We start from the raw sequence: 20762 nt of genomic DNA, 5'->3' as shown, positions 1-20762 counted from the left end.
AAGCAGCTCGGCTGAGAATTGCGGCTGCGCCGCCTTGTCCGTCGCTGCGGTCGTCTTCGTCTTGCGTGGCATTCATGCTCCTTGTTGACATGCTATGCCTCACACACAAAACATCTGACAGGCTCCTCCTTGGGGCCATCGGCCACCACGCGGCCAGCGTCCATCACGATGATGCGGTCCACCAGCGCCAGCAGCGATGTGCGGTGGCTGATGAGCACCAGCGTGCGGCCCTGGGAGAAATCGGCCAGGCGGCGCTTGATGTCTTCTTCGCTCGAATGGTCCATGGACGAAGTGGGCTCGTCCAGCAGCAGCACGGCCGGGTCGTTGATCACGGCACGCGCAATCGAGACCCCTTGGCGCTGCCCCCCGGACAGAGACTCACCGCGTTCCCCCACCAGCATGTCAAAGCCCTGCGGGTGGGCATTGATCAGGGGCAGGATGCCCCCGATCTCGGCGGCGCGCACCACCGAGGCGTCATCCGCCAGCGGCGCGCCCAGCGTGATGTTCTCGCGCAGCGAGCCATAGAACAGCATCACATCCTGCTGCACATAGCCCATCTGCCGCCGCAGCTCGGCAGGGTCCAGCTGGCGCAGGTCGATCCCGTCGATGAGCACCGCACCCGATGTGGGCCGGTACAGCCCCAGGATCAGCTTCTGCAGCGTGGTCTTGCCCGAGCCGATACGCCCCAGGATGGCCACACGCTCCCCGGGCTTGATGTTCAGCGTCACATTGCGCAGCGACGCCGACTGCTGGCCCGGGTAGGTAAAGCTCACGTCGCGAAACTCGATGCCCCCCTGCAGCCGCCCCCGGCTGATGAAATTGGCCCCCTCGGGCCTGTCCACCTCGCGCTTCATCATTTCGTTCAGCGAGGTCAGCGCGGTGGACGCCGTGTGGTACTGCACCAGCAGCCCCGCCACCTGCCCCACCGGCGCCACCGGCGCCATGGCGCGCGAGGCCAGCATGGTGCAGGCGATCAGGCCGCCCATGGTGAGCTGGCGCTCGCCAATCATGTACACACCCAGGATCACGATCACCAGATTGATGAGCTGCTGCAGGAAGGCCGAGCTGTTGCTGGCCGTGGCCGAGAGCAGGCGCAGCTGCACGCCCACGCGCGCCAGCAGCGCCGTGCTGCGCTCCCACTTGCGCTGCAGCGGTGCCTCGGCGCCCAGCGCCTTCACGGTTTCAAAACCGACCAGGGCTTCGACCAGGGTGGCGTTGCGCTGCGCTCCCGCGCGATAGGTGGTCTCGGACAGCTCGTGCATGCGCCCCTGCACCGCCAGGGCATACAGCAGCATCACCGAGGCCCCGATGAGCAACGGAATCAGCATGGGCCAGGAGATCCAGCCGATCACCACGACAAAAATCAACGCGAAGGGCAGGTCGATGAACGCCACCACCGAGGCCGAGCTGATGAAATCCCGCACCGACTCGAAGGACCGCAGGTTCGACCCGAACGAGCCCGCCGACGCGGGCCGCTGCTCCATGCGCGTGCCCAGCACCTTCTCCATGATGTGGGCCGACAGCTTCACGTCTGCGCGGCTGCTGGCCAGGTCCACAAAACGCCCCCGCAGCGTGCGCAGCACCAAGTCGCCCACCAGCATGATGGACAGCCCCAGCGCCAGCACCCACAGGGTGTCCACCGCATTGTTGGGCACCACGCGGTCGTACACATTCATCGTGAAAATGGGCATGCCCAGCGCGAAGAGGTTGGCCAGCAGCGCGGCCAGCAGCACATCGCGGTACAGGCCATGGTTTTCTGCCAGCACGGACCAGAACCAGTGTCCATGCCGCCCCGCCTTCACCTGCGGCGCCCGCGCATCAAAACGCTGGGACGGACGCACATACACCGTGGTGCCCAGGTAGTCCGCCTCCAGCGCGGCGCGCGACACCTGGATGGGCGCATCCCCCAGCTCAGGCAGCACCACCAGCGCCTCGCTGCGGTCCTCGCTCCAGCCCAGCAGCACACAGGCACGGTCGCCCTGCAGCAGCAACACCGCAGGCAACAAAACATCCTTGACCCGCGCCAGCGGCTCGCGCACCAGGCGGCTGCTCATGTGCGCCCGGCGCGCCGCACGTGCAAATAGGCTGGGCGTGAGCCGGTGGTTGTCAGCGGGCAGGCCTGCCATCACCGCCTCGGCAGTGGACGGCAGGCCGTGGGCCTTGGCCACGATAAGCAGGCACGACAACAACTCGTCGGAACTGCCCCCTGCAAGCTCTGCAGGCGGTGCCACACCTGCATTTGAAACCATATGAATTCCTTGTTGCTTAATGTTTGAATTCACTCTAGCAACATAAATTCAAACCGCGAAGCACTAAATGGCAGCCTCGTGAGCACCCGCCCCGGCCGCGCCCCTCTGGAGCCTGGGGCGCCGGTTGCAGCAAAATCCGGGATCGGACCGCCCCCATGGACACCCCAGACCTGCTCTCCCTGCGCCGCTACGGCGCCTCGCCTGGCAGCCACAGCCACGACCACTTCCAGATCCTTCTGGGGCTGTCGGGTGCGCTGGAGCTGGAGGTGGAAGGGCGCGGCGTGCGGGTGGCCACCGGCGGGGGCTGTGTCATTGCCCCGGGGGACCGGCACGATTTCGAGTCTGCGGGGGGCAGCCTGTGCCTGGTGCTCGACAGCGCCCACCCGGCCTGGGCGCTCTGTGCAGGCCCGCGCGGTGCAGTGCCCCCTCCTGCCCAGGCGCTGCCCCTGGCGCACTACCTGGCCAGCGCGCTGCAGCAGGGCCGACCGCTGGCCCTGGCCCATGGCCCCGCCTTGCTGCGCGAGGCCTGGCTGGCCGATGGGCAAATGGGCGGGCCCACGGCAAGCCTTGCCGCGATAACTGCCAACCCATTGACTACCCGCCGCCGCCCCATCGACTGGCCTGCGCTGCAGCAATGGGCGGCGCGGCAGTGGCACACCGAGCTGACCGTGGCCGACCTGGCGGCGCAGGTGCACCTGAGCCCCAGCCAGTTTGCCGCCCGCTGCCGGGACGACCAGGGCATGGGCGCCATGGCCTGGCTGCGCAGCCAGCGTCTGGCGCACGCGCGGCTGCTGCGTGGCACGGGCATGGCGGTGGCCGAAGTGGCGCGGCGCACCGGTTACCGCTCGCCCTCGGCCCTGACGGCGGCCCTGCGCCGCACCCTCAATCCTTGACGCATTGACGCATTGACGCCGGGCACCCCCTGGCGCACGACGATCAGCCGCCATTGCGCGACGACCGGCGCGCGTAAGCTCGGCCCATGCAAGCCAACCTTTATGCCCTGGGCGCCATTGCGCTGTGGGCCTCCCTCGCCTCGCTGGGGGTGTCACTCACCCATGTCCCGCCATTCCTGCTCACCGGCGTGGCGCTCATCATCGGCAGCGTGCCGGCCTGGCCTTTTGTGATGCGCGATCCGTCGCAGTGGCGCATTCCGCTGCGCACACTGGCTCTGGGGGTGTACGGCCTGTTCGCCTACCACTTCCTGCTGTTCATCGCACTGCGCCATGCGCCGCCGGTGGAGGCCAACCTGGTCAACTACCTCTGGCCGCTGTTCATTGTGGTGCTCTCGCCCGTGGTGTTGCCTGGCGTGGCGCTGCGCCTGCCCCATGTGCTGGCGGCGCTGCTGGGGTTTGGGGGGGCGGCCATTGCCATTGCCGGTGGGCGCGAGCTGAGCGGCACCCTGGCCTGGGGCTATCTGCCCGCGCTGGCCGCCGCCTTCATCTGGGGCACCTATTCGCTGCTGACCAAGCGCGTGGCTACCTTCCCGACCACGGCCATCGGGCTGTTCGGGCTGGTCTCGGGCGTGCTCTCGCTGCTGTGCCATGTGGCGCTGGAGCCCGCCGCCAGCCTGCAGCCGCGCGACTGGGCGCTGCTGGTCACAATGGGCCTGGGGCCGCTGGGTGCGTCGTTTTTCCTGTGGGACAAGGCGCTCAAGCTGGGCGACGCGCGGCACATCGGCATCCTGAGCTACATCACGCCCCTGGCCTCCACCGCGTTGCTGATCGTGGTGAGCGGGCGCCAGTTCAGCGCCAGCATTGCACTGGCGACGGTGATGATCATTGGCGCGGCCATCATGGGCATGCGGGCCCACTGAAATTCAAACAAAATTGGCCGCTACCGCGCGTCCATCATGGCTTGATAGCTATCGGTTTTGATTATTTTTGCGCACCCGCAGAAAAAGCCAGCCGGTGATGGACAAGTTCAGCAGATTCCAGCCAATGCCGTTCACAAACGCGGCGTGGTAGCTGCCGGTGATGTCGAAGATCCAGCCCGACAGCCAGCCGCCCAAGGCCATGCCCACCAGCGTGGCCATGATCACAGCGCCCACGCGCACGCTGGCCTGGGCGGGCGCAAAGTACTCGCGCACGATGATGGCGTAGGTCGGCACGATGCCGCCCTGGAACAGGCCGAACAACGCCGAGATGATGTACAGCGGCACCAGCCCGTCGTAGGGCAGGAACAGCAGCAGCGCCACACCCTGTAGCGCCGAACCCAGCAGCAGGGTGCGGATGCCGCCGATGCGGTCGCAGATGAGCCCGAAGACCAGGCGGCTCACGATGCCGCAGGCCAGCATGAGCGACAGCATCTGCGCGCCCTGGGCGGCGCCAAACCCCAGGTCGGTGCAGTAGGCGACGATGTGCACCTGGGGCATGGCCATGGCCACGCAGCAGGCCACGCCCGCCACACACAGCAGCGCCATCGCCATGCCCGGTGCCAGGCCAAAGGGGCGGGTGCGGTCCACGGGCATGGCATGTGCGCCCTCTGCCGCCGCCTGGATGGCGGGCGGGCGCTGGCGCATGCGCAGCGACAGGGCCAGCATGCCCAGGCCGCAGACCACGCCCAGCGCCATGTAGGTGGGCCGCCAGCCGATGGTGTCGATGCCGTACTGCACGATGGGCGGCCAAAGGGCGCCTGCCACGTAGTTGCCGCTGGCACACACCGCCACCGCAATGCCGCGCCGCCGGTTCCACCACAGCGCGGTGTCGGCCAGCAGCGGCGCAAAAGTGGCCGAGCTGCCAATGAAACCCATCACCGCATGCGCGATGCCAAACGCCCAGATGCTGCCGGAGAACGCCGCGCCCACAAAACCGCCCAGCACGGCCAGCGCGCCCAGCCACAGCACGGGCGTGAGGCCGTGGCGGTCGGCCAGCCTGCCGGTGAGCAAGCCGCCCAGCCCCAGACAGACCATCATCAGCGTGTATGGGAGCGAGGCGCTGGCGCGGCCAACGCCGAACTCGGCCTGCACGGCCGGGAGCACCACCGACACCACGTACATGCTGCTGTTGCCCAGCACCACCAGGCCCAGCGTGGCCAGCAGGCGCTGCAGGGCCTGGCGCGAGTCGATGAGGGAGGCGTCTGCAGCGGGCGCAGAAATATGAGTCAAATCGGGCCTCTGCGCCTGATCAGCATGCCTTGAATGCTATCAATTTTGATTTAACTTAAGAAACCAGCAGCGTGGCAGGCTCCTCGCCACCAATCACCTGCTGCGCCCAGGGCGCGAGCTTGCGGGTGTCGGCGCGCAGCACCTCCTGCTTGATGGCCAGGATCTGCGCGGGGTGCATGGAGAAGCTGCGCAGGCCCAGGCCCAGCAGCAGGCGCGTCATGGTCACGTCGCCCGCCGTTTCGCCGCACACGCACACACTTTTGCCCTGGCGTTCGCCTTCGGCGATCACATCGCCCACCAGGCGCAGCACGGCGGGGTGCAGCGGGTCGTACAGGTGCGCCACGGCCTCGTCGGCACGGTCGATGGCCAGGGTGTACTGGATCAGGTCGTTGGTGCCGATCGAGAGGAAGTCGAAATACTTGAGGAAGGTGCGCACCATGAGCGCAGCGGCGGGCACCTCGATCATCGCGCCCAGCTGCACCGGGCCGTAGGGCTCGCCACGCGCGTCCAGCTCGGCGCGGGCCAGATCGACCTGCGCCAGCGTCTGCTGGATCTCGTGCGTGTGCGCGAGCATGGGGAACAGCAGGTTCACCTTGCCATGCGCGGCCGCACGCAGCACGGCGCGCAGCTGGGTGCGGAACATGGCCGGGTCGGCCAGGCTCCAGCGGATGGCACGCAGCCCGAGGGCCGGGTTCAGGTAGTTGTCCTTGTGGGCCTTGTTGTCCAGCGGTTTGTCGGCGCCCACATCGATGGTGCGGATGGTGACCGGCAGGCCCTGCATGCCGTCGATGGCCTCGCAGTAGGCGCGGTACTGCTCGTCTTCGCCGGGCAGATTGCCGCTTTTGCCCATGAACAAGAATTCGCTGCGGAACAGGCCCACGCCCACGGCACCTGCGCGCACGGCGGCGGCGGCGTCGCCAGGCTGCTCGATGTTGGCCAGCAGCTCGATCTTGTGGCCGTCGATGGTGATGGCGGGCGTGTGGCGCAGGCGCGCCAGGCGCTCGCGCTCCAGCTCCACCTGCCGCTGGCGAAAGCCGTATTCAGCCAGGATGATGGGCGAAGGATCGACGATGACCACGCCTGCATCGCCGTCGATGATGACCCAGTCATCCTGGCGCACCAGCTGGCTGGCCGCACGCGCGCCCACCACGGCCGGAATGTCCATGCTGCGCGCGACGATGGCGGTGTGCGATGTCTTGCCGCCCACGTCAGTGACGAAGCCGGCGAACACGCTTTGCTTGAACTGCAGCATGTCGGCGGGCGAGAGGTCGTGCGCCACCAGCACCAGGGGCACGTCCACCGTGTCGTCCAGCAGCAAATCCTGCTGCGTTTTGCGGCGCGGGCTGCTGGCGGGCGGCGCCACGGGGCTGGCCACGCCTTTCATGTAGCGCAAGACGCGCTCGACCACCTGCTCCAGGTCGGCCTTGCGCTCGCGCAGGTACTCGTCCTCCATCTCATCGAACTGGCGCGCAATCACTTCAAGCTGCGTGGTCAGCGCCCATTCGGCGTTGTACAGGCGCTCGGTGATCCAGTGCTTGACGCCGCCCGTGAGGGCCTCGTCCTGCAGCAGCATCAGGTGCACATCCAGCAGCGCGGTCAGCTCGTGCGGCGCGTCGGCGGGCATGTCGGTCTGCAGGCGCTGCAGCTCCTCGACCACGGCGTTTCGGCCCTGGCGCACCCGCTCGATCTCGCCCTCGACCTGGGAGGGCTCCACAAAATAATGCGCCACATCCACGCGGCTCGATGCCACCAGCACGGCACGGCCGATGGCGATACCGCGTGCGACGGCGAGACCGTGGACGGAGAAGGTCATGGTGGTGTGATCCGATACAGAGGTGCGAAAAGGGCCGCGTCAGCCCGCCGCCCGGCCGCCCGAAGGCGGGCTGGGCCCCCTCGGGGGGCAGGAAGCGACACGCAGTGCGCGACCGTGGGGGCCATGTTCATTCCCCTTCACCAAATTTGTCGTTGATCAGCGCCAGCAGGGCATCCATGGCCTCCTGCTCGCGGTCGCCATGGGTTTCCAACTCCACTTCGGAGCCCAGCCCGGCGGCCAGCATCATCACGCCCATGATGCTCTTGGCGTTGATGCGGCGGTCGCCCTTGCTCATGAAAACGTCGCAGGGAAAGCTGCCAGCCAGCTTGGTGAGCTTGGCCGATGCGCGGGCGTGCAGGCCCAGTTTATTGCTGATGGTCGTACGGGTCTTGATCATGTCGGTGACGGCGGTTCTGGTTCTGTGGCGCGGAAATGGCCACCTGCATCACCCCCTGGGTGCCCCCCACCACCGCGCGGCTGACCACGGAGTCGAGGGGTTCGGCCCGGTAGCTCACGGCGCGCAGCAGCATGGGCAGGTTGGCGCCCGTGACCAGGCGCGAGTGCACACCATCCACTAGGCGCTGCGCCACGTTGCACGGTGTGGCGCCAAACACATCGGTCAGCACCAGGGTGGAATCGGTGCCCAGCTGCTCCAGCAGGATGCGCGCCTGGGCCAGCGACTCTTCAGGCGGCTGGTTGGGCTGCACATCCAGCGCGGCCACGCTGTCGCCGCAGTCGGCAAACACGTGCAGGGCACATTCGCGCAGCGCATGGGCCAGCGGGGCGTGGGCAATGATGAGGATGCTGGTGGGGCTCATGGTCATGACTTACGCAATACAGGGCATCAACACATCGCGTGTCACAGGCACGCGGCCCGTTGTTGCATCGGCATGTGCGCAAGTCTTCATGGTGTGGGGGTTGGCAGCACATTATGGCGCCGCCCCCGCAGCAGGAACCACGCATAGGCACCCGCGTTGCACACCAGGTACACCGCCATGGCCGCCTGGAACGCGGGCACCGTGGCCAGCCCTGCACCCGCAAAGGCATCCACAGCCAGGCCAATGCCCCACTGCACCACAAACACGCCCACAAAAATCACCAGGTTGTAGGCCGACAGCGCCCGCCCCGCCAGCGCCTGCGGGAACGCCATGGCCACGGCGGGCTGCGACAGCGACACAAAGGTGCACGACACGCAGAACAGCGCCCAGGCCCCGCCCCCGGCCTGCGGCCCGGCCAGGATGATGCCCAGCAGCACCACCGAGCACAGCGGCAGGCCCCAGGCCATGAGCCGGTCGGCACCAAACCCTTTGCGCAGCAGCCAGGGGTTGAGCATGCCCCAGGTCCAGAAGGTGCAGAGCATGGACACGTTGATCCAGAACAGGCCGGTGGCCGCCTCCAGGGCGGAATAGCCTGCCACCCGCTGCATCCACGGCCCGGCCCACAAGGTCTGCATGGCCACCATGCCGCCGTAGCAGAAGAACCCCAGCGGTGCGAGGCGCTGAAAGTAGGGGTGGCGCCACACCACGCCATAGCCCTGGGGTAAAGCCTCTGCGGCACCGGAATCTGCCTTCGCCTGCCCTGCCGGGCTCAAGCCCGGCACCCAGAGGGCAATCACCACCATCGACAGTGCAATCAGCACCGCCAGCCCCCAGAACAGCGGGCGCCAGCCCACCAGCGGCAAGGCCCATTGCACCGGCAGCGTGGACGCCACCATGCCCAGCGAGCCGGTCATCAGCATCCACGAATTCGCCCGCATCTGGGCCACGGGGTCCAGCCAGCGGCGGTAGCCCGTGAGCGGCGCCATCAGGCAGGCGCTCACGCCCGCACCACACAGCACGCGCCCGGCCAGCAGGCCCGAAAACCCGGTGGCTGCCGAAAACACCAGGCTACCCACCACGGCCACGCCCAGAAACCCCAGCGCGACCTTCTTGGGCCCGTGGCGGTCCAGCCAGGTGCCCAGCGGCAGCTGCGTGGCCGAAAAGCCCAGAAAGTAGCCCCCGGCCAGCAGCCCCAGGTCACGCGCCTGCAGCGCAAACTCTGCTGCCAGCGTGGGCGCCAGCGTGGCGGTGACGGCCCGCACCAACGCCGACAGAAAGTAGGCAAACGCAAAGGCCAGGAAAACGATGACGGCCGAGCGCCGCGACAACAGACCGGACGACACGCCACTCATGGCAGCGCCAGGCCGGCAAAAAACTGCTCAGCCACCTCCGGCCGTGGCTTCTGGCTGTAGACCACCGCGTGGAACAGCCGCACCTCGGGGCCTGCCGCGCGTGCAAACCACACGGCCTGCGCCGTGACCGCCGCGCCATCCGCGCGCTGGCCCTGGGCCACGGTGCACACAGACTGTGGCAGCGGCAAGGCGCCGCGCGGTGTGTAGGGTGTGTCGGCCGCCGAAGCGGCTGCCTGTGGCCCCAGGCGCGCCAGCACCGCCGCGCGCCAGTGGGTGAGCGCCGTACCCACCTGGGCCGGGTCGGACAGCGCCGCGTGAGACACGGCAAAGGTGGCGCCATCGGCATCGCAGCCCACCATGGCCAGCGCCACGGGCGCCCCGGCCAGCTCGACGGTGCGGGTGGCCTGGTCGGGCTTGCAGGGCAGCGTGATGGTGAGGCCCGCCTCAGGCAGGGGCACGGTGCGCCAGTTCAACGCGGGGCTGCAGCCCGCCAGCAGCAGGGCCAGCGCCCCGGTCAATGTCCTATGCATCGGCCCATTATCGACAGAGCGTCGGCAGAGCGGCCCGAACTTTTGCGGGTGGACCGACTCGACCCCCTGGGCCAGCCCTCCGGCACAATGCCGGGTGGGCCTCAGAGCCTCGTTCTTTCTGGATGGTGAAATCATGGCGATCAAGCATTGGGCAGCAGGTGTGGCGGTGGCAGCGTTTGCGGCCGTGGGCGCGTACGTGTACCTGGCCACGGGCCGCGCCGAAGCCCCTGCATCCACCTTTGTCCTGCTGGATGGCAGCAGCCAGTCCACCGCCGACCTGAAGGGCAAGGTCACCCTGGTGAACTTCTGGGCCACCAGCTGCACCACCTGCGTGGCCGAGATGCCCGAGATCGTCGCCACCTACAACAAGTACAACACCAAGGGGTTTGAGACCCTGGCCGTGGCCATGAGCTACGACCCGCCCAGCTACGTGGTCAACTTTGCCGAAACCCGCAAGCTGCCCTTCAAGGTGGCCATCGACAACACCGGCAACGTGGCCAAGGCCTGGGGCGATGTGCGCCTCACCCCCTCGACCTTCATCGTCAACAAGCGCGGCGAGATCGTGAAAACCTACGTGGGCGCGCCCAACTTCCCCGAGCTGCACCAGCTCATCGAGAAGCTGCTGGCCGAGACCTGAGCCACAGCAATCCGAGCAAAAACAAAGGCCGATTTCATACGAAATCGGCCTTTTGCGCTTATGAATCAAGCGCTAGTAGCTATCAATTCTGCAAGATTGCGTCCGCAATTGGCGCTGCCCAGACCAGCGGACGCCGCGCAAGGGCCGCCAAGCCGCGTGGGCGGCGCTTCGCCTGCGTGCGCTGGCGCCATCCCCCTTCCCGAATCGCTCAGCGATTCGAGAGAAGGGGGAAGCGGCGCAGCCGCTCAGGGGGTTGGACGCTATTTAGCGCGATAGCTGTCATGGCAGGCCTTGCAGGTGCCTGCTGCAGCGCCAAACGCGGTCTTGAGGTTGTCGAGGTTGCCCGTCTTGGCGGCGGCGGCCAGCTTGACCGACTCGGCCTGCAGCTTGTCGGAATGCTCCTTGAACTTGGCCTGCTCCGTCCAGATCTCCGGCAGCGCCTTGGTGGGTGCACCCTTGTCCGTGCCCGCGCCAAAACCGGCCCAGGGCAGCTTGGCCATTTCGGCCACCACGTCGGCGTTCTCCTGCGCAGCCTTGGCGTCAAACGGTACGCGGCCATTGGCCATGGCGCCCAGGCGGCCAAAATGCTGGCCCATCACGAAGAGTGCGCTCTGGCGGTACTTGATGGCGTCCTCGGCCTTGGCAAACTGGGCCGAGGCGGGGGCCGACACGGTCAGCGTGGCGGCGGTAATGGCAAATGCGGCAAGTGCTTTCATGGGAGATTTCCTTTGTCGTGGGGTGGGCGCCCACCTTGGGGCCCGCTGGCAGTATGCCGCGTCAGGCCTGTTTTCGCATGGCCGGGGCCCTTCCGGCCGGGCGCAGCCTCCTTCACAATGCGCCCACATTCCCTCCCTTTTCCCTCGCCATCGCCGCCATGACGCAACACACCGTACGCATCTGGGATCTTCCCACCCGCATTTGCCACTGGGCCCTGGCCGCTTGTGTCGTGGCGCTGGTCATCACCGCCAAGGTGGGCGGCAACGCCATGGAGTGGCACTTTCGCCTGGGCTACGCGGTGCTGGCGCTGCTGGTGTTCCGGGTGGTCTGGGGGCTGGTCGGCGGGCGTTGGTCGCGCTTCTCGGCGTTTCTGTACTCACCCGCCCGGCTCGTGCGTTACCTGCGCGGCAACGCACACCCCGAAGACAACGCCGGGCACAGCCCGCTGGGCGCGCTGTCGGTGTTTGCGATGCTGGCCGTGCTGGGCGCGCAGGTGGGCACCGGTCTGCTGAGCGATGACGAAATCGCCTTTGCAGGCCCGCTCACGCGTTTTGTCTCCAACGCCGTGGTGGGCCAGGCCACGGGCTATCACAAGGAGATCGGCCAGTACCTCGTGCTGGGGCTGGTCGCCTTGCATCTGCTGGCCGTGCTGTTTTATGTGGCCGTGCGCAAGCACACCCTGGTGCGCCCCATGCTGAGGGGCGACAAGGCCCTGTCCGTGCCCGCCACCCCCTCGCGCGACGACGCCCTGACCCGCGCCCTGGCCCTGGTGGTGCTGGCCCTGTGTGCAGGCCTGGCCTGGTGGGTGTCGTCGCTGGCCATGGCCGCGGGCTTTTGAGGAGCTGCGGTCGATCTCGCTACACTGCGGCTTCCATCGTTTTGCCCCCTCGCGTTTTGGACAAGCCTTCCATCACCCTGCGAACCCCCAGCACCCCCGCCGAGCTGGACGCCGTGCGCGACATCTTTCGGGAATACGCCACCACCCTGGGAGTAGACCTGTGTTTTCAGGGCTTCGAAGCCGAGCTCGCCCAGCTGCCGGGAGACTACTCTGAGCCACGCGGCGCCCTGCTGGTGGCCGAGGTCGAAGGTGCTGTGGCGGGCTGCTGCGCCCTGCGCCCCCTGGATGCCGCCGACTACCCCAACGCCAGCGAAATGAAGCGTCTGTATGTGCGCAAGGCGTTTCGGGGTTTTGGCCTGGGGCGCGAGCTGGCCGAGGCCATGCTGGACCGCGCCCGGCAGGCGGGCTATGCCTGCGTGCTGCTCGATACGCTGGACGACATGGAATCTGCCCGCGCGCTGTACACCGATCTGGGGTTTGAAGAGATTCCGCCCTACTACCACAACCCCATTGCCGGGGCGCATTACCTCAAGGTCGATATTTCTTGAGCTTTTTCAGGCCTTTGCGCGCATCCCATAAGCCCTGACAGCTATTAATTTGATAGTTCACATAGAATCACAGCGGCCTGGTGCCAAGCATGTCGAGCCTGCACAGGTTCGGGCCGTGGGGCAGCCCCACGGTGTTTTCCTCATACGCGCACATTCGGGTGCGCGAACCACCTGCCACCGGTGGCATGGTGTTCGCGCCCAACCCGCTGGTTGGTATCAGGCCAACCTCTTTCTGAACGCCGCGCCGTGACGCTGTCGGCCCCCATCCGCGCCCTGGCCAAGGCCTTGGCATTGGCCCTGCTGGCCGATGCAGACGGCCCCGGGCACCGCAGCCTGCGCGCACTCGTGGCCCGAGCCGGGCACTGCCTGGGCCATGCGGCCCCGGAGCCTGGCCCTCCACCATTGCCCGAGGTGCTGTTTGAGCAGCTGCGCCGCCTGTCCTCGGTGTCCGCAGCCGAATGGGCCCGGCTGGAGCCCGAAGACCTCGCCACCTGGCTGTGCCGGGGTTTCTGGTGGCGCAAGGCCGGGGTGCGCAATCCCACTTCACACTGGCAGTGGCACGAAGACGGGGACCTGGTCACCGAAGACGACGACATCGACTTCCTGGCGCCAGAGGAGAGCGACGGCGACGACCTCTCCGACACGCCGTGGCACCTGCGCACCGACGCCCAGCTCGCCCAGAGTTTCCGCGCCTGGGGGGCCAGCCCCCAAATGGGCAGGCCCTTGCACTGGCTGCTGCGCCCCGGCACGGCAGGCCCAGCGCCCGCCTGGATGGGCCGCGCGCTCCAATGCTCCGTCCCCGTGCTGGCCACCGCTCAGGACCTGGTCCAGTTGCTGGAGGTTCCCCTGGAGGATCTGCTGTGGCTGGCGCCCGAACATGGCCATTGGCGCGAACCCCAGGGCGGTTACGCCCTGCCCGCATCGCACTACCGCTATCGCCTGCTACCCAAACCCAGCGGCGGCCTGCGCCTGCTGGAGGCCCCGCGCCCGCGCCTGGCCACCGCCCAGCGCCGCATTCTGGACCGCCTGCTGGCGGGCATCCCCGTCCATGAGGCCGCGCACGGCTTTGTGCGGGGCCGCAGCGTGGGCAGCCATGCGCAGGTGCATGCCGGGCAGGCGGTGGTGGTCCGTTTTGATTTGGCTGATTTTTTCACCCACATCAACGCCACACGTGTGCGGGCTCTGTGGCGCGCGCTGGGGCATGGCCGTCCTGCCGCCGAGCTGCTGACGCGCCTGACCACCGCGCGCACCCCGGCGGCTATCCGCGAGCGCCTGTGGGAAGAAGTGGCACCGACCTCGGCGCAGACGATTGCGCAGCGCCGGGCCCACAGCGCCCGGCTGGCGCAGCTCCATCTGCCCCAAGGGGCACCCACCTCACCCGCTCTGGCGAATCTGTGTGCGTTCGGGCTGGACTTGCGGCTGCATGCGCTGGCACAACGCTTTGGTGCGCGCTACACGCGGTATGCGGATGACCTGGTGTTTTCAGGCCCGCAGAACCTGCAGGGCCAGTTTGGCGCGCTGCGCGCCTGGGTCGGCGCCATCGCGCAGGACGAAGGTTTTGCACTGCGCGGTGACAAAACCCGGCTGATGCCCGCCCACCGGCGCCAATCCGTCACGGGGCTGGTGGTCAACCAGCGCCCCAACTACAGCCGGGAGCAGTTCGACATCCTGAAGGCCCGGCTGCATCGGCTGGCGCGCCTGCCCGGGGTGGATGTGGGCGAGCGCGCGCGCCTGGAGGGAGAAATCCACTGGGCTGGCCAGTGGCTGGCACCGATGCGCAGGGACAAGCTCCTGCGGCTGTTCGGTGCCATCCGATTCACTGACGCGGCTCAGGACAAGGGATAACTCAGGCCTTCTGGGCTTGCTGCAGCAGCGTGTCCGCATCGCTGACTTCGAACTTGCCTGGGCCTTCCACATTGAGTGTGAGCACCTTGCCGTCGCGCACCAGCATCGAGTAGCGGTTGCTGCGCAGGCCCAGGCCCTTGCCCGTCAGGTCCAGGGTGAGGCCGGTGGCCTTGGCGAAGGTCGCATCGCCGTCGCCCAGCATGCGCACCTTGCCCTCGGTCTTCTGGTCGCGCGCCCAGGCGCCCATCACGAAGGCGTCGTTCACGCTCACGCACCAGATTTCATCCACGCCAGCGGCCTTGAACTCGGCGGCCTTCTCGACATAGCCGGGCACATGCTTGGCCGAGCAGGTGGGGGTGAAAGCGCCAGGCAGCGCAAACAGGGCAATCGTCTTGCCCGCCGTGGCCTTGTCCACCGGAACGGGATTCGGGCCAATGCTGCAGGCTTCGCCCTCGACTTCGGAATATTCCATCAGCGTGCTGGCGGGCAGGGTGTCACCGACTTTGATCATTGTTATCTCCTTGGGGGTTGGTAGATGGTGGAAGGGGTCAACGGAGGACCCCGGGGGGGGCCGGGAATTTGCCGGAGCCATCCAAAAAGACGGCCCACAAAGCAAAACGACCCACATTGTGGGTCGTTTTGAAGGGCCTTGCAGACCGGGGACTTGCCCCGGACTTCAATGCAGCGCTGCTTATTACAGCAGACCGGCCTTTTGCACCAAGCGGGTCGCGACCCAGTTCTTGGTCTTGGAGAGCGGACGGCTCTCGGTGATTTCGATCGTGTCGCCCAGCTTGTACTCGTTATTTTCGTCGTGCGCGTGGTACTTGCTCGACTTGCCAACGATCTTGCCGTAGAGCTCGTGCTTCACACGGCGCTCGATCAGCACGGTCACGGTCTTGTTACGCTTGTCGCTGACCACCTTGCCAACCAAGGTGCGCTTGAGGGATTTTTTAGCTTCCGTCATAGGGGCTCCTTACTTGGCGGCTTGCTTTTCAGCAAGGATGGTCTTGGCACGTGCGATATCGCGGCGGGTGGTGCGCAGCGTGTTGGTGTTACCCAGTTGCTGCGTAGCCTTTTGCATGCGCAGGCCGAAGTGGGCCTTTTGCAGCGCCTTGATTTCGGCTTCGATACCGGCGACGTCTTTTTGGCGCAGTTCAGTAGTCTTCATTGCTTGTTCTCCTGAATTACGCGCCCAGGTGGCGGCTGACGAACGTGGTGCGCAGCGGCAGCTTGGCAGCAGCCAGGCGGAACGCTTCACGGGCCAGCTCTTCGGGCACACCGACGATTTCGAACACGATCTTGCCGGGCTGGATTTCGGCCACGTAGTACTCGGGGTTGCCCTTACCGTTACCCATACGCACTTCTGCGGGCTTGGTAGAGATTGGCTTGTCCGGGAACACACGGATCCAGATACGGCCGCCACGCTTGACGTGACGCGAAATCGCACGGCGTGCAGCTTCGATCTGGCGGGCCGTCAGACGGCCACGATCGGTGCACTTCAGACCGAAATCACCGAAGGCAACGGAGGCACCCCGCGTTGCAACACCAGTGTTACGGCCCTTTTGCTCTTTGCGGTATTTACGGCGAGCAGGTTGCAGCATAGTTATTCTCCTTTACCGTCCGCTGCTGTAGCGGGCGCGGCGACTTTGCGTACGCGCTTAACGGCGGTGTTATCAGCGCCACCAGCTTCCGCTGGCTTGTCGCTGCCGTCGGCCGGAGCGGTGTTGCCACCGACAGGACGACGTGGGCCACGGCCTGCGCCTGGACGGTCGCCACCTGGGCGGCCATCACGGCGTGGGCCGCGTGGGCGGCGCTCTTCGTCTGGACGAGGCGTTTCCACGGCTGGCAGGTCGTTACGACCCAGCGTGTCACCCTTGTAGACCCAGACCTTGACGCCGATCACACCGTAGGTGGTCTTGGCTTCAGAGGTGCCGTAGTCGATGTCCGCACGCAGCGTGTGAAGTGGCACGCGGCCTTCGCGGTACCACTCGCAGCGAGCGATTTCGATACCGTTCAGACGGCCGGACGACATGATCTTGATGCCCTGGGCACCCAGACGCATGGCGTTCTGCATGGCGCGCTTCATGGCGCGGCGGAACATGATGCGCTTTTCGAGCTGCTGCGTGATGCTGTCGGCGATCAGCTTGGCATCGATTTCAGGCTTGCGCACTTCTTCGATGTTCACTGCAACAGGCACGCCCAGGCGAGCAGCGAGTTCCTTCTTCAGGCTCTCGATGTCTTCACCCTTCTTGCCGATCACCACACCAGGACGTGCCGAGTAAATGGTGATGCGGGCGTTCTTGGCGGGGCGCTCGATCAGGATGCGCGACACAGCCGCGTTCTTGAGCTTTGCCTTCAGGTACTCGCGCACCTTGATGTCTTCGGCCAGCATGCCTGCGAAGTCGCGGTTGCTGGCGTACCAACGGCTGGACCAGTTGCGGCTGACCGCAAGGCGGAAGCCGGTAGGATGGATTTTCTGTCCCATAGTCTTCCCGAGCCTTTAGTTGCCAACCGTCACGTACACATGGCACGTGGGCTTGCTGATGCGGTTGCCGCGGCCTTTGGCGCGCGCGGTGAAGCGCTTGAGCGTGGTGCCTTGTTCGACGTAGATGGTCTTGACCTTCAGTTCGTCGATATCAGCGCCATCGTTGTGTTCGGCGTTGGCAATGGCCGACTCCAGAACCTTCTTGACGATGCCAGCAGCTTTTTTCTGCGTGAACGTCAGGATGTTCAGAGCTTGGTCCACCTTCTTGCCGCGGATCAGATCGGCGACCAGACGGCCCTTATCGACCGACAGACGGACGCCCCGGAGGACTGCACGTGTTTCAGACATGGTCGTTCCTTACTTCTTCGCTTTTTTGTCAGCGGGGTGACCCTTGAAGGTGCGCGTCAGGGCGAATTCGCCCAGCTTGTGGCCCACCATCTGGTCGGTGACATAGACCGGTACGTGCTGCTTGCCGTTGTGCACGGCAATGGTCAGACCGATGAACTCGGGCAGAACCATGGAGCGACGCGACCAAGTCTTGACTGGTTTCTTGTCCTTGGTGGCAACGGCCTTTTCGACCTTGGCCAGCAAGTGATGGTCAACAAATGGACCCTTTTTAAGAGAGCGAGTCATCTGTTACCCCTTACTTCTTGCGACGCGACACGATCATGATCTGTGTGCGCTTGTTGTTACGGGTGCGATAACCCTTGGTCAGATTGCCCCAAGGATCGACTGCATGGCGGCCTTCGCCGGTGCGGCCTTCGCCACCACCGTGAGGGTGATCCACCGGGTTCATGGCCACGCCGCGAACCGTTGGGCGAATACCCATCCAGCGCTTCACACCGGCCTTGCCCAGTTGGCGCAGGCTATGTTCTTCGTTGGCCACTTCGCCAATGGTGGCGCGGCATTCGATGTGGATCTTGCGCACTTCACCCGAGCGCATGCGCACTTGGGCGTAGGTGCCTTCGCGGGCCAGCAGGGTTGCCGAAGCACCAGCCGAGCGGGCGATCTGCGCACCGGCACCGGGCTTCAGCTCGATGCAGTGGATGGTCGAACCCACGGGGATGTTGCGGATAGGCAGCGTGTTGCCAGCGCGGATCGGGGCTTCCGAACCGGACAGCAGGGTTGCGCCCACTTCCAGGTTACGGGGAGCGATGATGTAGCGGCGCTCGCCGTCGGCATAGCACACCAGAGCGATGTGGGCCGTACGGTTCGGATCGTACTCGATACGCTCAACCTTGGCCGGAATACCGTCCTTGTTGCGCTTGAAATCCACCACACGGTAGTGGTGCTTGTGGCCACCGCCCTTGTGACGGGTGGTGATGTGACCGTTGTTGTTGCGGCCGGCCTTCTGGAACTGAGGCTCCAGCAGGGGGGCGTATGCTTCACCCTTGTACAGGTGGTCACGCGTGACCTTCACCACGGCACGTTGGCCGGGCGAAGTGGGTTTCATCTTGATAACGGCCATGATTAAGCAGCCTCCCCGGACAGGTTCAGCTCTTGACCTGGCTGCAGCGTGACGTATGCCTTGCGAACATTGTCGCGGCGGCCCACGGTCTTGCCGAAGCGCTTGGTCTTGCCTTTGGTGTTCACCACGGAAACGCCCTTGACCTCGACCTTGAACATCAATTCCACAGCGGCCTTGATTTCTGGCTTGGTAGCGTTCTGCAGCACCTTGAACGTCACAGCATTGGACTTTTCAGCAACCATGGTGGCCTTTTCGGACACGATGGGAGCGACCAGCACTTGCATCAGACGACCTTCGTCAAACTTGAGCGTGCTCATGCGAACATCTCCTTGAGTTTGTCGATTGCGCCCTTGGTGACGAGCACTTTCTTGAATCGGACCAGCGACACGGGATCGGCGTAACGGGGCTCAACGACGAGCACGTTCACCAGATTACGGGAGGCCAGGTACAGGTTTTCGTCCACTTCGTCGGCAATCACCATCACCGATTGCAGGTTCATCGCCTTGAACTTGTCGGCCAGGACCTTGGTCTTGGGGGAGTCAAGCTTCAGCGAATCGACCACAGCCAGACGGCCTTCGCGGGCCAGCTGCGACAAGATGGCAGACATACCGGCGCGGTACATCTTCTTGTTGATCTTCTGCGTGAAATTTTCGTCAGGCATGTTCGGGAAAATCCGACCACCCCCACGCCATAGTGGCGAGGAAGTCATACCTGCACGTGCGTTACCCGTACCCTTTTGCTTGAAAGGCTTCTTGGTCGAGTGACGGACTTGTTCGCGGTCTTTTTGAGCGCGAGTGCCTTGGCGTGCGTTGGCCTGGTAGGCCACCACGATCTGGTGCACCAGATCTTCGTTGTATTCACGACCGAACACGGTTTCAGGAACATCCAGCTTGGATGCGCCTTGGCCTTGGTCATTCAGGAGTTCGAGCTGCATTAGTTCGCTCCTTTGGAGGCTTTGGCCTTGATCGCTGGACGCACTGTCACGAACCCACCCTTGGAGCCCGGAATAGCGCCCTTGATCAAGAGCAGTTGACGCGCTTCGTCGATGCGGATCACATCGAGGTTTTGCGTGGTCTTGGTGACGTCGCCGAGGTGGCCCGTCATACGCTTGCCGGGGAACACGCGACCGGGGTCTTGCGCCATACCGATGGAGCCGGGCACGTTGTGCGAACGGCTGTTACCGTGCGACGCGCGCTGCGAGGCCATGTTGTGGCGCTTGATGGTACCGGCGTAGCCCTTACCGATCGAGGCACCTTGCACATCGACCTTCTGGCCCACGGCAAACACATCCGCCACGGGCACAGCAGCACCCGCGGCATACTTGCCAGCGGTTTCAGCGGTCACGCGGAATTCCTGGATGATTTCACCGGCTTCCACACCTGCCTTGGCAAGGTGGCCGGCTTCTGGCTTGGTCACGCGCGATGCTTTGCGCGAACCGAACGTGACCTGCAGGGCCACGTAGCCATCGTTCTCTTGGGTTTTGATCTGGGTAACGCGGTTGTTGGACACATCCACCACCGTGACAGGCACTGCGTCCCCATCATCGGTGAACAGACGCATCATGCCCACTTTGCGACCCAGCAACCCGAGGGAGTTGCTCAGACTCATTGGTTTTCTCCAAAACTCTCACCGCTGCGACTTCAATTGGCCTCAGCGTTTTTGCTCAGCACTTGCGCGCCAGCGCGTGAAAGAAGGTTAATAAAACTCCACCTAAACCCCGCAACTTTGCAGGCGCGAGAAAGGCGAAGCCCTAAAGTATAACGCGGACTGCTTTTTCAAGCAAGTCCGCGTTGCAAACCATCGGGCTGGCCCTTGCGGACCAGCCTTCCGGGACTACTGCAGCTTGATTTCGACGTCCACGCCAGCAGGCAGGTCGAGCTTCATCAGGGCATCAACGGTCTTGTCCGTTGGGTCCACGATGTCCATCAGACGCTGGTGCGTGCGGATTTCCAGCTGGTCGCGCGACGTCTTGTTGACGTGGGGCGAACGCAGGATGTCGAAACGCTTCATGCGCGTTGGCAGGGGCACGGGGCCCTTGACGATGGCGCCGGTGCGCTTGGCGGTGTCAACGATCTCGGCAGCAGACTGGTCGATCAGCTTGTAATCGAAAGCCTTCAGGCGGATGCGGATTTTTTGCTTGGACATGGCAAGTTCCTTGTTCTGCTTATGGATTAAGCAATGATCTTGGCCACGACGCCAGCGCCCACCGTGCGGCCGCCTTCGCGGATAGCGAAGCGCAGACCTTCTTCCATGGCGATGGGGTTGATCAGCTTCACAGTGATCGACACGTTGTCACCAGGCATGACCATTTCCTTGTCGGCTGGCAGCTCGATGGCGCCAGTCACGTCGGTCGTGCGGA

General features: G+C 65.3%; 27 protein-coding genes. 6 read left to right on the top strand and 21 right to left on the bottom strand.

The window, feature by feature from the left end:
• Positions 1-92: 92 nt before the first annotated feature.
• Positions 93-2249, bottom strand: coding sequence for a type I secretion system permease/ATPase (locus tag ACYZGB_RS22120; protein WP_462391077.1), 2157 nt, complete (start codon positions 2247-2249; stop codon positions 93-95).
• A gap of 155 nt (positions 2250-2404) precedes the next feature.
• On the opposite strand from ACYZGB_RS22120, the gene ACYZGB_RS22115 reads away from it, so the two are divergent.
• Complete coding sequence (locus tag ACYZGB_RS22115) at positions 2405-3142, top strand: AraC family transcriptional regulator (RefSeq protein WP_462391075.1); 738 nt, start codon at positions 2405-2407, stop codon at positions 3140-3142.
• Between the two features lie 86 nt (positions 3143-3228).
• Entirely contained in the window at positions 3229-4062 is an 834-nt protein-coding gene (locus tag ACYZGB_RS22110) for a DMT family transporter (RefSeq protein ID WP_462391073.1), read from the top strand.
• A gap of 48 nt (positions 4063-4110) precedes the next feature.
• Here ACYZGB_RS22110 and ACYZGB_RS22105 read toward each other — a convergent pair whose 3' ends face one another.
• The 6 genes from ACYZGB_RS22105 to ACYZGB_RS22080 all read right to left on the bottom strand — a co-directional run bounded on the left by ACYZGB_RS22105 (position 4111) and on the right by ACYZGB_RS22080 (position 9865).
• On the bottom strand, positions 4111-5352 hold the full coding sequence (locus ACYZGB_RS22105; protein ID WP_462391071.1) for an MFS transporter: 1242 nt from the start codon (positions 5350-5352) through the stop codon (positions 4111-4113).
• A gap of 55 nt (positions 5353-5407) precedes the next feature.
• Complete coding sequence (ptsP, locus tag ACYZGB_RS22100; RefSeq protein ID WP_462391069.1) at positions 5408-7165, bottom strand: phosphoenolpyruvate--protein phosphotransferase; 1758 nt, start codon at positions 7163-7165, stop codon at positions 5408-5410.
• 127 nt (positions 7166-7292) lie between these two features.
• The gene (locus ACYZGB_RS22095; RefSeq protein ID WP_462391067.1) at positions 7293-7562 is read right to left on the bottom strand and encodes an HPr family phosphocarrier protein; all 270 of its coding nucleotides are present in this window, start codon (positions 7560-7562) and stop codon (positions 7293-7295) included.
• Positions 7531-7983: a PTS sugar transporter subunit IIA gene (locus ACYZGB_RS22090; RefSeq protein WP_462391079.1), complete on the bottom strand. Its 453-nt coding sequence runs from the start codon at positions 7981-7983 to the stop codon at positions 7531-7533. Before ACYZGB_RS22090 ends, ACYZGB_RS22095 begins: the two co-directional genes overlap by 32 nt.
• Positions 7984-8069: 86 nt before the next feature.
• A complete protein-coding gene (locus ACYZGB_RS22085; RefSeq protein WP_462391065.1) occupies positions 8070-9335 on the bottom strand; it encodes an MFS transporter in 1266 nt (421 codons plus the stop codon).
• Complete coding sequence (locus ACYZGB_RS22080; protein WP_462391063.1) at positions 9332-9865, bottom strand: hypothetical protein; 534 nt, start codon at positions 9863-9865, stop codon at positions 9332-9334. Before ACYZGB_RS22080 ends, ACYZGB_RS22085 begins: the two co-directional genes overlap by 4 nt.
• A 133-nt stretch (positions 9866-9998) precedes the next feature.
• Between ACYZGB_RS22080 and ACYZGB_RS22075 the strand changes: the two genes are divergently transcribed.
• Positions 9999-10502 (top strand): TlpA disulfide reductase family protein, encoded by a 504-nt coding sequence (locus ACYZGB_RS22075; RefSeq protein WP_462391062.1) that lies wholly within the window; start codon positions 9999-10001, stop codon positions 10500-10502.
• 260 nt (positions 10503-10762) lie between these two features.
• Here ACYZGB_RS22075 and ACYZGB_RS22070 read toward each other — a convergent pair whose 3' ends face one another.
• Positions 10763-11218: a c-type cytochrome gene (locus tag ACYZGB_RS22070; RefSeq protein WP_462391061.1), complete on the bottom strand. Its 456-nt coding sequence runs from the start codon at positions 11216-11218 to the stop codon at positions 10763-10765.
• Between the two features lie 158 nt (positions 11219-11376).
• Between ACYZGB_RS22070 and ACYZGB_RS22065 the strand changes: the two genes are divergently transcribed.
• From ACYZGB_RS22065 to ACYZGB_RS22055, 3 genes are all read left to right on the top strand, one after another.
• Positions 11377-12057 carry a cytochrome b/b6 domain-containing protein gene (locus ACYZGB_RS22065; protein ID WP_462391059.1) on the top strand — a complete coding sequence of 227 codons (681 nt, stop codon included), beginning with the start codon at positions 11377-11379 and terminating at the stop codon, positions 12055-12057.
• A 56-nt stretch (positions 12058-12113) separates the two neighbouring features.
• Positions 12114-12605 carry a GNAT family N-acetyltransferase gene (locus ACYZGB_RS22060; RefSeq protein ID WP_462391058.1) on the top strand — a complete coding sequence of 164 codons (492 nt, stop codon included), beginning with the start codon at positions 12114-12116 and terminating at the stop codon, positions 12603-12605.
• Positions 12606-12851: 246 nt separating this feature from the next.
• Positions 12852-14450, top strand: coding sequence for a reverse transcriptase domain-containing protein (locus ACYZGB_RS22055; protein WP_462391057.1), 1599 nt, complete (start codon positions 12852-12854; stop codon positions 14448-14450).
• Between the two features lies 1 nt (position 14451).
• Here ACYZGB_RS22055 and ACYZGB_RS22050 read toward each other — a convergent pair whose 3' ends face one another.
• From ACYZGB_RS22050 to ACYZGB_RS21990, 13 genes are all read right to left on the bottom strand, one after another.
• The gene (locus ACYZGB_RS22050) at positions 14452-14961 is read right to left on the bottom strand and encodes a redoxin family protein (RefSeq protein WP_462391056.1); all 510 of its coding nucleotides are present in this window, start codon (positions 14959-14961) and stop codon (positions 14452-14454) included.
• 183 nt (positions 14962-15144) lie between these two features.
• Complete coding sequence (gene rpsQ, locus ACYZGB_RS22045) at positions 15145-15414, bottom strand: 30S ribosomal protein S17 (protein WP_063460171.1); 270 nt, start codon at positions 15412-15414, stop codon at positions 15145-15147.
• Between the two features lie 9 nt (positions 15415-15423).
• The gene (gene rpmC / locus ACYZGB_RS22040) at positions 15424-15618 is read right to left on the bottom strand and encodes a 50S ribosomal protein L29 (RefSeq protein ID WP_008906429.1); all 195 of its coding nucleotides are present in this window, start codon (positions 15616-15618) and stop codon (positions 15424-15426) included.
• Between the two features lie 16 nt (positions 15619-15634).
• Complete coding sequence (gene rplP / locus ACYZGB_RS22035) at positions 15635-16051, bottom strand: 50S ribosomal protein L16 (RefSeq protein ID WP_015012190.1); 417 nt, start codon at positions 16049-16051, stop codon at positions 15635-15637.
• Positions 16052-16053: 2 nt separating this feature from the next.
• Positions 16054-16935, bottom strand: coding sequence for a 30S ribosomal protein S3 (gene rpsC / locus ACYZGB_RS22030; protein ID WP_462391053.1), 882 nt, complete (start codon positions 16933-16935; stop codon positions 16054-16056).
• Between the two features lie 15 nt (positions 16936-16950).
• On the bottom strand, positions 16951-17283 hold the full coding sequence (gene rplV, locus ACYZGB_RS22025) for a 50S ribosomal protein L22 (protein WP_005796970.1): 333 nt from the start codon (positions 17281-17283) through the stop codon (positions 16951-16953).
• Positions 17284-17292: 9 nt separating this feature from the next.
• Positions 17293-17568, bottom strand: a complete 276-nt coding sequence (gene rpsS / locus ACYZGB_RS22020; RefSeq protein WP_010467177.1) for a 30S ribosomal protein S19 — start codon at positions 17566-17568, stop codon at positions 17293-17295.
• Between the two features lie 10 nt (positions 17569-17578).
• Positions 17579-18403: a 50S ribosomal protein L2 gene (rplB, locus tag ACYZGB_RS22015; protein WP_007847814.1), complete on the bottom strand. Its 825-nt coding sequence runs from the start codon at positions 18401-18403 to the stop codon at positions 17579-17581.
• Between the two features lie 2 nt (positions 18404-18405).
• Complete coding sequence (gene rplW / locus ACYZGB_RS22010) at positions 18406-18720, bottom strand: 50S ribosomal protein L23 (protein WP_007847815.1); 315 nt, start codon at positions 18718-18720, stop codon at positions 18406-18408.
• Positions 18717-19337, bottom strand: a complete 621-nt coding sequence (gene rplD, locus ACYZGB_RS22005) for a 50S ribosomal protein L4 (RefSeq protein WP_008906425.1) — start codon at positions 19335-19337, stop codon at positions 18717-18719. The genes rplW and rplD overlap by 4 nt, the downstream gene beginning before the upstream one ends.
• Entirely contained in the window at positions 19337-20011 is a 675-nt protein-coding gene (rplC, locus tag ACYZGB_RS22000) for a 50S ribosomal protein L3 (protein ID WP_462391052.1), read from the bottom strand. Before rplC ends, rplD begins: the two co-directional genes overlap by 1 nt.
• Positions 20012-20236: 225 nt before the next feature.
• Positions 20237-20548: a 30S ribosomal protein S10 gene (gene rpsJ / locus ACYZGB_RS21995; protein ID WP_005796953.1), complete on the bottom strand. Its 312-nt coding sequence runs from the start codon at positions 20546-20548 to the stop codon at positions 20237-20239.
• A gap of 26 nt (positions 20549-20574) precedes the next feature.
• Positions 20575-20762 (bottom strand): EF-Tu C-terminal domain-related protein (locus ACYZGB_RS21990; protein WP_462391050.1); only part of this gene is annotated, 188 nt, incomplete at its 5' end.

The sequence above is a fragment of the Acidovorax sp. Q11 genome, assembly GCF_054950075.1.
This window is presented reverse-complemented; position numbering and strand designations above follow the sequence as displayed.

Coding starts and splice junctions, on each gene's coding strand:
- ACYZGB_RS22090 (WP_462391079.1), bottom strand. CDS start 7,983: ATGAGCCCCACCAGCATCCTCATCATTGCCCACGCCCCGCTGGCCCAT.
- rplP (WP_015012190.1), bottom strand. CDS start 16,051: ATGCTGCAACCTGCTCGCCGTAAATACCGCAAAGAGCAAAAGGGCCGT.
- ptsP (WP_462391069.1), bottom strand. CDS start 7,165: ATGACCTTCTCCGTCCACGGTCTCGCCGTCGCACGCGGTATCGCCATC.
- rpmC (WP_008906429.1), bottom strand. CDS start 15,618: ATGAAGACTACTGAACTGCGCCAAAAAGACGTCGCCGGTATCGAAGCC.
- rpsJ (WP_005796953.1), bottom strand. CDS start 20,548: ATGTCCAAGCAAAAAATCCGCATCCGCCTGAAGGCTTTCGATTACAAG.
- rplC (WP_462391052.1), bottom strand. CDS start 20,011: ATGAGTCTGAGCAACTCCCTCGGGTTGCTGGGTCGCAAAGTGGGCATG.
- ACYZGB_RS22120 (WP_462391077.1), bottom strand. CDS start 2,249: ATGGTTTCAAATGCAGGTGTGGCACCGCCTGCAGAGCTTGCAGGGGGC.
- ACYZGB_RS22075 (WP_462391062.1), top strand. CDS start 9,999: ATGGCGATCAAGCATTGGGCAGCAGGTGTGGCGGTGGCAGCGTTTGCG.
- ACYZGB_RS22085 (WP_462391065.1), bottom strand. CDS start 9,335: ATGAGTGGCGTGTCGTCCGGTCTGTTGTCGCGGCGCTCGGCCGTCATC.
- ACYZGB_RS22095 (WP_462391067.1), bottom strand. CDS start 7,562: ATGATCAAGACCCGTACGACCATCAGCAATAAACTGGGCCTGCACGCC.
- ACYZGB_RS22080 (WP_462391063.1), bottom strand. CDS start 9,865: ATGCATAGGACATTGACCGGGGCGCTGGCCCTGCTGCTGGCGGGCTGC.
- ACYZGB_RS22065 (WP_462391059.1), top strand. CDS start 11,377: ATGACGCAACACACCGTACGCATCTGGGATCTTCCCACCCGCATTTGC.
- ACYZGB_RS22050 (WP_462391056.1), bottom strand. CDS start 14,961: ATGATCAAAGTCGGTGACACCCTGCCCGCCAGCACGCTGATGGAATAT.
- ACYZGB_RS22110 (WP_462391073.1), top strand. CDS start 3,229: ATGCAAGCCAACCTTTATGCCCTGGGCGCCATTGCGCTGTGGGCCTCC.
- rpsS (WP_010467177.1), bottom strand. CDS start 17,568: ATGACTCGCTCTCTTAAAAAGGGTCCATTTGTTGACCATCACTTGCTG.
- rpsQ (WP_063460171.1), bottom strand. CDS start 15,414: ATGACGGAAGCTAAAAAATCCCTCAAGCGCACCTTGGTTGGCAAGGTG.
- rplV (WP_005796970.1), bottom strand. CDS start 17,283: ATGTCTGAAACACGTGCAGTCCTCCGGGGCGTCCGTCTGTCGGTCGAT.
- ACYZGB_RS22115 (WP_462391075.1), top strand. CDS start 2,405: ATGGACACCCCAGACCTGCTCTCCCTGCGCCGCTACGGCGCCTCGCCT.
- rpsC (WP_462391053.1), bottom strand. CDS start 16,935: ATGGGACAGAAAATCCATCCTACCGGCTTCCGCCTTGCGGTCAGCCGC.
- rplB (WP_007847814.1), bottom strand. CDS start 18,403: ATGGCCGTTATCAAGATGAAACCCACTTCGCCCGGCCAACGTGCCGTG.
- rplD (WP_008906425.1), bottom strand. CDS start 19,337: ATGCAGCTCGAACTCCTGAATGACCAAGGCCAAGGCGCATCCAAGCTG.
- ACYZGB_RS22070 (WP_462391061.1), bottom strand. CDS start 11,218: ATGAAAGCACTTGCCGCATTTGCCATTACCGCCGCCACGCTGACCGTG.
- rplW (WP_007847815.1), bottom strand. CDS start 18,720: ATGAGCACGCTCAAGTTTGACGAAGGTCGTCTGATGCAAGTGCTGGTC.